Source organism: Micromonospora sp. NPDC050784 (genome assembly GCF_044456765.1).
GTDB classification, from domain to species: domain Bacteria; phylum Actinomycetota; class Actinomycetes; order Mycobacteriales; family Micromonosporaceae; genus Micromonospora; species Micromonospora foliorum.
The window spans coordinates 42,955-49,846 of sequence record NZ_JBITGG010000034.1; the positions used below are offsets into that span (position 1 = coordinate 42,955).

At 70.7% G+C, this 6,892-nt stretch carries 7 protein-coding genes; 4 read left to right on the top strand and 3 right to left on the bottom strand.

From position 1 onward, the window contains the following. Positions 1 to 4: 4 nt before the first annotated feature. Positions 5 to 898 (top strand): LysR family transcriptional regulator ArgP, encoded by an 894-nt coding sequence (locus ACIBD9_RS31215; protein ID WP_396723028.1) that lies wholly within the window; start codon positions 5 to 7, stop codon positions 896 to 898. A gap of 16 nt (positions 899 to 914) precedes the next feature. On the opposite strand, the gene ACIBD9_RS31220 is transcribed toward ACIBD9_RS31215, so the two are convergent. After that, a complete protein-coding gene (locus ACIBD9_RS31220; RefSeq protein WP_396723030.1) occupies positions 915 to 2,666 on the bottom strand; it encodes an acetyl/propionyl/methylcrotonyl-CoA carboxylase subunit alpha in 1,752 nt (583 codons plus the stop codon). 150 nt (positions 2,667 to 2,816) lie between these two features. Here ACIBD9_RS31220 and ACIBD9_RS31225 point away from each other — a divergent pair, with 150 nt between their 5' ends. The 3 genes from ACIBD9_RS31225 to ACIBD9_RS31235 all read left to right on the top strand — a co-directional run bounded on the left by ACIBD9_RS31225 (position 2,817) and on the right by ACIBD9_RS31235 (position 5,284). Next, on the top strand, positions 2,817 to 3,428 hold the full coding sequence (locus tag ACIBD9_RS31225; RefSeq protein ID WP_396723040.1) for a PadR family transcriptional regulator: 612 nt from the start codon (positions 2,817 to 2,819) through the stop codon (positions 3,426 to 3,428). A 122-nt stretch (positions 3,429 to 3,550) separates the two neighbouring features. Then, positions 3,551 to 4,510 carry an ATP-binding cassette domain-containing protein gene (locus ACIBD9_RS31230; RefSeq protein ID WP_396723032.1) on the top strand — a complete coding sequence of 320 codons (960 nt, stop codon included), beginning with the start codon at positions 3,551 to 3,553 and terminating at the stop codon, positions 4,508 to 4,510. An 18-nt stretch (positions 4,511 to 4,528) separates the two neighbouring features. Continuing rightward, positions 4,529 to 5,284, top strand: coding sequence for an ABC transporter permease (locus tag ACIBD9_RS31235; RefSeq protein WP_030486684.1), 756 nt, complete (start codon positions 4,529 to 4,531; stop codon positions 5,282 to 5,284). Positions 5,285 to 5,387: 103 nt separating this feature from the next. Here ACIBD9_RS31235 and ACIBD9_RS31240 read toward each other — a convergent pair whose 3' ends face one another. Next, complete coding sequence (locus ACIBD9_RS31240) at positions 5,388 to 6,041, bottom strand: O-methyltransferase (protein ID WP_396723034.1); 654 nt, start codon at positions 6,039 to 6,041, stop codon at positions 5,388 to 5,390. Further along, positions 6,038 to 6,706, bottom strand: a complete 669-nt coding sequence (locus ACIBD9_RS31245; RefSeq protein WP_396723036.1) for a Maf family protein — start codon at positions 6,704 to 6,706, stop codon at positions 6,038 to 6,040. The genes ACIBD9_RS31240 and ACIBD9_RS31245 overlap by 4 nt, the downstream gene beginning before the upstream one ends. Positions 6,707 to 6,892: the final 186 nt, after the last annotated feature.

A 6,892-nucleotide genomic window follows, 5' to 3' on the forward strand; every position in this document is an offset into this window, starting at 1 on the left:
GCTAATGGATGGTCTCGACTCGGCGCAGCTACGGACGCTCGCGGCGGTGGTGGCGGAGGGCAGCTTCGACGCTGCGGCCCGACTGTTGCACGTCACCCCGTCGGCGGTGAGCCAACGGATCAAGGCGCTGGAGGAGACCGTCGGCCAGGTGTTGGTCCGCCGCGCCCGACCGTGCGTGGCAACCGACGCCGGCCGTCCGCTGCTGCGCCTGGCCGGCCAGCTCGCGCTGCTCGAACGGGAGGCGCTGGCCGACGCCCGCGGCCCGCTGGCCGGCGGTGGCCGGATCCGGGTCGCCGTGGTGGTCAACGCCGACTCGCTGGCCACCTGGTTTCCCGCCGCGCTGGCCCGGTTACCGCAGCGGGCCGGGCTCTCGTTCGACCTGCGCCAGGACGACCAGGACCACACCGCCGAGCTGCTCCGCGACGGTTCGGTGACGGCGGCGGTCACCGCCCAGCGGGAGGCCGTGCAGGGCTGTCGCGTGCTGCGGCTCGGGGCCATGCGCTACCGCCCGCTGGCCACGCCGGAATTCGCGGCGTACCACTTCGCCGGCGGATTCACCGCGGCCGCGCTGGCGAGCACCCCGCTGGTGGTCTTCGACCGGAAGGACCGGGTCCAACACCGCTTCATCCGGGTGGTGGCCGGTCGGCCGCTCGACCCGCCGGTGCACTACGTGCCGTCGGTGCCGGCGTTCAGCGAGGCGATCCGGCTCGGGTTGGGCTGGAGTCTGGTGCCGGAACAGATCGCCGAGGCCGACCTGGCCGCCGGTCGCTGTGTCGACCTCGCGCCGGGCCGACACCTCGACGTCCCGCTCTACTGGCAGCACTGGCGGCTGGAGTCGGACGTGCTGAACGCCCTGACCGCCGCCGTCCGCGCGGTCGCCGCCGAGACCCTGCGCTGACCGCCCGCCGGGCGGCTCAGGCGATGGTGCAGATGGGGGCGCCAGCGGTGAGCACGGCACCGACCTCGGCGCTGAGACCGCTGACCGTGCCCGCCTTGTGAGCGTGCAGCGGCTGCTCCATCTTCATCGCCTCCAACACCACGACCAGATCACCCTCGGCCACGGTGTCGCCGTCCGCCACCGCGATCTTGACGATGGTGCCCTGCATTGGCGAGGTGAGCGCGTCGCCGCCGACCGGAGCGCCGGCCTTGGCGCCGCCGCCGCGCCGGGTCGGCTTGCGGGAGGCGGGTGCCGCGGTGGTCGTACTCCCGCCGAAGCCGGCGGGGAGGCTGACCTCGAGGCGCTTGCCACCCACCTCGACCACGACGGTGTCGCGTTCGGCCGGCGCCCCGGCGGCGCCGGCGGCGGCGGTGAACGGCGGCACGGTGTTGTGGAACTCGGTCTCGATCCACCGCGTGTGCACGGTGAACGGCTCGGCGGTGAACGCCTCGTCCCGCACCACGAGCCGGTGGAACGGCAGCGCGGTGGCCATCCCGTCGAGGACCATCTCGTCCAGCGCGCGGCGGGCGCGCTCCAGCGCCTCGGTCCGCGTCTCACCCGTGATGATCACCTTGGCGAGCAGTGAGTCGAAGTTGCCGCCGATCACGTCGCCGGCCGAGATGCCGGTGTCGACCCGCACACCCGGCCCGCTGGGCAGGCGCAGCGCGCTGACCGTGCCCGGGGCGGGCAGGAAGTTGCGGCCCGGGTCCTCGCCGTTGATCCGGAACTCGATCGCGTGCCCGCGCGGCGTCGGGTCCTCGGTGATCCGCAGCTTCTCGCCGTCGGCGATGCGGAACTGCTCGCGGACCAGGTCGATGCCGGCGGTCTCCTCGGTGACCGGGTGCTCGACCTGGAGCCGGGTGTTGACCTCCAGGAAGGAGATCGTGCCGTCCTTGCCGACCAGGTACTCCACCGTGCCGGCACCGTGGTAGCCGGCCTCGCGGCAGATCGCCTTGGCGCTCTCGTGGATCTGGGCGCGCTGGGCGTCGGTGAGGAACGGCGCGGGCGCCTCCTCGACGAGCTTCTGGTGGCGTCGCTGCAACGAGCAGTCCCGGGTGCCCACCACGATCACGTTGCCGTGCTGGTCGGCGAGGACCTGCGCCTCGACGTGCCGGGGCTGGTCGAGGTACCGCTCGACGAAGCACTCGCCCCGACCGAACGCCGCGACCGCCTCCCGGGTGGCCGACTCGAACAGTTGGGGGATCTCCTCCATCGTGCGGGCGACCTTGAGGCCGCGCCCACCGCCACCGAAGGCGGCCTTGATGGCGACCGGCAGGCCGTGGTCGACGGCGAACGCCATCACCTCGTCCGGGCTGGCCACCGGGTCCGGGGTGCCGGGGACCAGCGGCGCGCCGGCCCGCTGGGCGATGTGCCGGGCGGTGACCTTGTCGCCCAGGTCGCGGATCGCCTGCGGGGTGGGGCCGATCCAGGTCAGCCCGGCGTCGATAACGGCCTGGGCGAAGTCGGCGTTCTCACTGAGGAAGCCATAACCCGGGTGTACGGCGTCGGCGCCGGCCCGAGCGGCGACGTCGAGCAGCTTGTCGATGCGCAGGTAGGTCTCGGTCGCGCTGTCCCCGCCGAGGGCGTACGCCTCGTCCGCGAGGGTGGCGTGCAGGGCGTCGCGGTCGGAGTCCGCGTACACGGCGACGCTGCCCAGGCCGGCGTCGCGGCACGCGCGGATCACCCGGACGGCGATCTCGCCGCGGTTGGCGATGAGTACCTTGCGCACCTTCGTGGCTCCTCCCGGGCAGGTTACTGACGGGGAGTGTATCGGCCGCCCACGGTGGCCCTAACGATCGCTCAGTGTGGGATGCCGCACTGCACCCACCACGGTTTAGTCAAACTTGGCTATTACGCTTGTCGGGTGTCTTCGACTCGGATGATGATTCTCGGTCTGGTGCGGTGGATGCAGCCCGTGCACGGCTACGACGTGCGCCGCGAGCTGCTGAGCTGGAGCGCCGACAAGTGGGCGAACGTGCAGCCCGGATCGATCTATCACGCCCTGCGCAAGCTCACCGAGGAAGGGCTGCTCCGCGCCGTCGCGACCGAGCAGGTCGGCGCCCGTCCGGCGCGCACCACGTACGAGGTGACCGTCAAGGGGGAGGACGAGTTCGAGACGCTGCTGCGCAACCTGTGGTGGAACATCAGCGAGCCCGCCGACCCGTTCGTGGCGGCCTTCTCCTTCCTGCCGGCCATGCCGCGGGCCGAGGCGTCCGCGGCCCTGCGCAACCGGGCCAACCTGCTGCGCGCCGGTGTCGAGTCGATGCGCGCCTCGCTGGAGTCGGACTGGGTGCGCAACCGCAAGCCGACGCACGTGGGCTGGATGTTCGAGCTGTGGTCCGCGCGGGCGGAGGCGGAGATGAGCTGGTGCGAGCGGATCGCGGAGCGGATCGATTCCGGAGTGTCGTACCTGCCTGCTGAGCTGGACGAAGCGCAGGGTTGGTCGGGGTGGAGGGACGGCGTGGAGCCGTCCGACACCGACGCAGAATAATCAACGTTGACTAAAAAAGCTATATCGCGTTAGCCTGCTGGCGGCACAGCGGGGGAGTGCGCCGTCCGGCGTCGTCCCACTCGACGGCCGGCCCCGACCGGCCCGAACGACCAGGAGCAGAAATGATCGAGACCAGGGGGCTGCGGAAGTCGTTCCGCTCCCGCGCGGGTCGAGAGACGAAGACGGTGGACGCCGTGCGCGGCGTCGACCTTGACGTTGCCAAGGGCGAGATCTTCGGCTTCCTCGGCCCGAACGGCGCCGGCAAGACCACCACGCTGCGGATGCTCGCCACGCTGATCGAGCCGGACGGCGGCGAGGCCACCATCGCGGGCGCCGACCTGCGCAAGGACCCGGCCGAGGTGCGCCGCCGCATCGGGTACGTCCCGCAGGGCGGCAGCACCTGGGACGAGTCCACCGCCCGCGAGGAACTGGTGCTGCACGCCCGGATGTACGGCATCAGCAAGGCCGACGCGCAGCGGCGCGCCGCCAGCGCCCTGGATGCCTTCCAGCTCACCGAGTACGCCGACCGCAAGTGCAAGACCTACTCGGGCGGCCAGCGCCGCCGGGTGGAGATCGCCCTCGGCATCATCCACGAGCCGAAGATCGTCTTCCTGGACGAGCCGACCACCGGCCTCGACCCGCAGAGTCGGGCCCACATGTGGGACGAGATCCGGCGGCTACGCGGCGACGGGATGACCGTCTTCATCACCACGCACTACCTGGACGAGGCCGACGCGCTCTGCGACCGGATCGCGATCATGGACAACGGCGAGGTGGTGGCCGAGGGCACGCCAACCGCGCTCAAGCGGGAGATCTCCGGTGACGTGGTGCTGGTCGGTCTCGACCTGGCCGCCACCCCGCAGGCCGCCCAGACGCTCGACGGCGAGCCGTACGTCAACAAGCTGGAGACGGCCGACGAGGGCGGCCTGCGCCTCTACGTCGACGAGGGCGCCACCGCCATTCCGCAGGTGCTGCGCCGACTCGACCACGCCGGGCTGGAGCTGCGCTCGATCGAGCTGCACCGTCCCAGCCTGGACGACGTCTTCCTCACCAAGACCGGCCGCTCGCTGCGCGAGTCCTGACCACCGGAGACGACTCTCATGAAATTCGCCCGTGACACGTGGCTGATCTTCCAGCGCCAGACCCAACTCCTGCTGCGCAACCCGGTCTGGGTCTTCGTCGGCGTGTTCCAGCCGGTCATGTACCTGCTGCTCTTCGCCCCGCTGCTCAAGCCCGCGCTGAACGCGCCCACCCAGGCCGCCGCCTACAAGATCTTCGTACCGGGTCTGCTGGTGCTGTTGGCCATCTTCGGTGGCCTGTTCCAGGGCTTCGGCCTGATCGCCGAGCTGCGAGCCGGCGTCATCGAACGCTCCCGGGTCACCCCGATCAGCCGGCTCGCCCTGCTGCTCGGCCGCTCGCTGCGCGACGTGGTCTCGCTCATGGCACAGGCGGTCATCATCACGCTGCTGGCGCTCCTGTTCGACCTGCGGGTGTTCATCGGCGACCTGCTGCTGGCGTACCTGATGCTCGCCCTGATCGCCCTCATGACCTCGGCCGTCTCCTACGGCGTCGCGCTCAAGGTCAAGAGCGAGGACGCGCTGGCCCCGCTGATGAACACCGTGGCGCAGCCGGTGCTGCTGCTCTCCGGCATCCTGCTGCCGCTGACCTTCGCACCCGGCTGGTTGCAGGGCATCGCCAACTGGAACCCGTTCTCCTGGGCGGTCGACGGCACCCGGGCGCTGTTCGCCGGTGACCTGGGCAGCGACAAGGTCTGGCAGGGCCTCAGCATCACCGCGGTCCTCGCGGCGCTGGGCGTCTACTGGGCGGCCCGTCAGTTCGCCCGCAGCGTCCGCTGACGCTGGCTTTCGCTCTTGGTGGGATATCGGGGTGTCCCCTGGTGGGGACACCCCGATATCCGCGTTCGGCGCTCGTTTGTTGGCGCTCAGGGGTTGTCGGCGGTCAGCGGACCCGGGCGAGGGTCAGGCCGTCCGCGATCGGCAGCATCACCGGGTCCACCCGTACGTCGGCGAGGACCTCGTCGTTGAACGCGGCGATGGCCCGGTCACCAGCGTCCTGCGGGGCGATGATCCGCCCGCCCCGCAACACGTTGTCGACGGCGATCACCCCACCCGGACGCATCCGGGGCACCAACTCCGCCCAGTAGATCGGGTAGCCGGTCTTGTCCGCGTCGATGAACGCGAAGTCCAGGTGCCGCTCGTGCGGCAACTCCCGCAGCCCGTCCGCGGCCGGGCCGATGCGCAGGTCGATCAGATCCTGCACGCCGGCCCGCGCCCAGTAGCGCCGGGCGATGCCGGTGAACTCCTCCGAGATGTCGAAGCAGGTCAGTCGCCCACCCTCGGGCAACCCGCGGGCGATCGCCAGCGACGAGAGCCCGGTGAACGTGCCGACTTCGACGGCCTGCCGTACGTCGAGCAGCCGGGTGAGGAACGTCAGGAACGCGGCCTGCTCCGGAGCCACCTGCATGGTGGCGTGCTCCGGCAGCGCCGACCGGGTCTCCTCGGCCAGGTCACGAATGATCTCGTCCGGCGGGGAGCCGTGTGCGATCAGATAGGCGTGCAGCTCGTTGGTGAGCGGGATCGACTTGGTGGTCATGAACGGACGTTACCGAGCGACTCGACCGTTTGGCCGCCCGGCGCGACAGTCGTCCACAGGTCGGTGATCCGCAGATCCAGTTCGGCGAGCAGCCGACGCAGCAGCGGCATCGACAGCCCGACCACCGTCCCCGGGTCACCCTCGATCCGCTCCACGAACGGCCCACCCAGCCCGTCGATCGTGAACGCGCCCGCCACCGCCAGCGGCTCGCCCGTGGCCACGTACGCGGCGATCTCGTCGTCACTGATGTCAGCGAAGTGGACCGTGGTCGACGCGACCGCCTCCGCACGCCGCCCCGCGGCAAGATCGACGAGGCAGTGCCCGCTGTGCAGAACGCCGCTGCGCCCCCGCATCCGCAGCCACCGCCGGGTCGCGTCGGCCGCATCCGTCGGCTTGCCGAGGATCTCCCCGTCGAAGGCGAGCACCGAGTCGCAGCCGATCACCAACGTCCGCTGCTCGGCGGCCGGGTTCAGCCGGGTCAACACCGCCTGCGCCTTCAGACGAGCCAGCTCCAGACACAACTCCTCGGCCCGCTCGGTCACCACCAGGGACTCGTCCACCCCGCTGACCAGCACTTCCGGCTCGACGCCGGCAGCCTGGAGCAACTTACGACGGGCAGGGCTCGCCGAAGCGAGCACGAGGCGGAGCGGCAAGGTCTCAGACACGAGCCCGACGTTACCGTCCCGCGGCGGACCATCAGACTCGCTGGTGGCAGGACGGGCCGCGCAGATCTTGGACAGTTTCCGTTCCGTGCTGACTATTGAGTCCCATGACATCTGTCAGTGTTGAAGTCCCGATACATGTGTCAGTTGGTTGGGATCTTGGGTGTGCTGGTAGATGGTGCCTGGCAT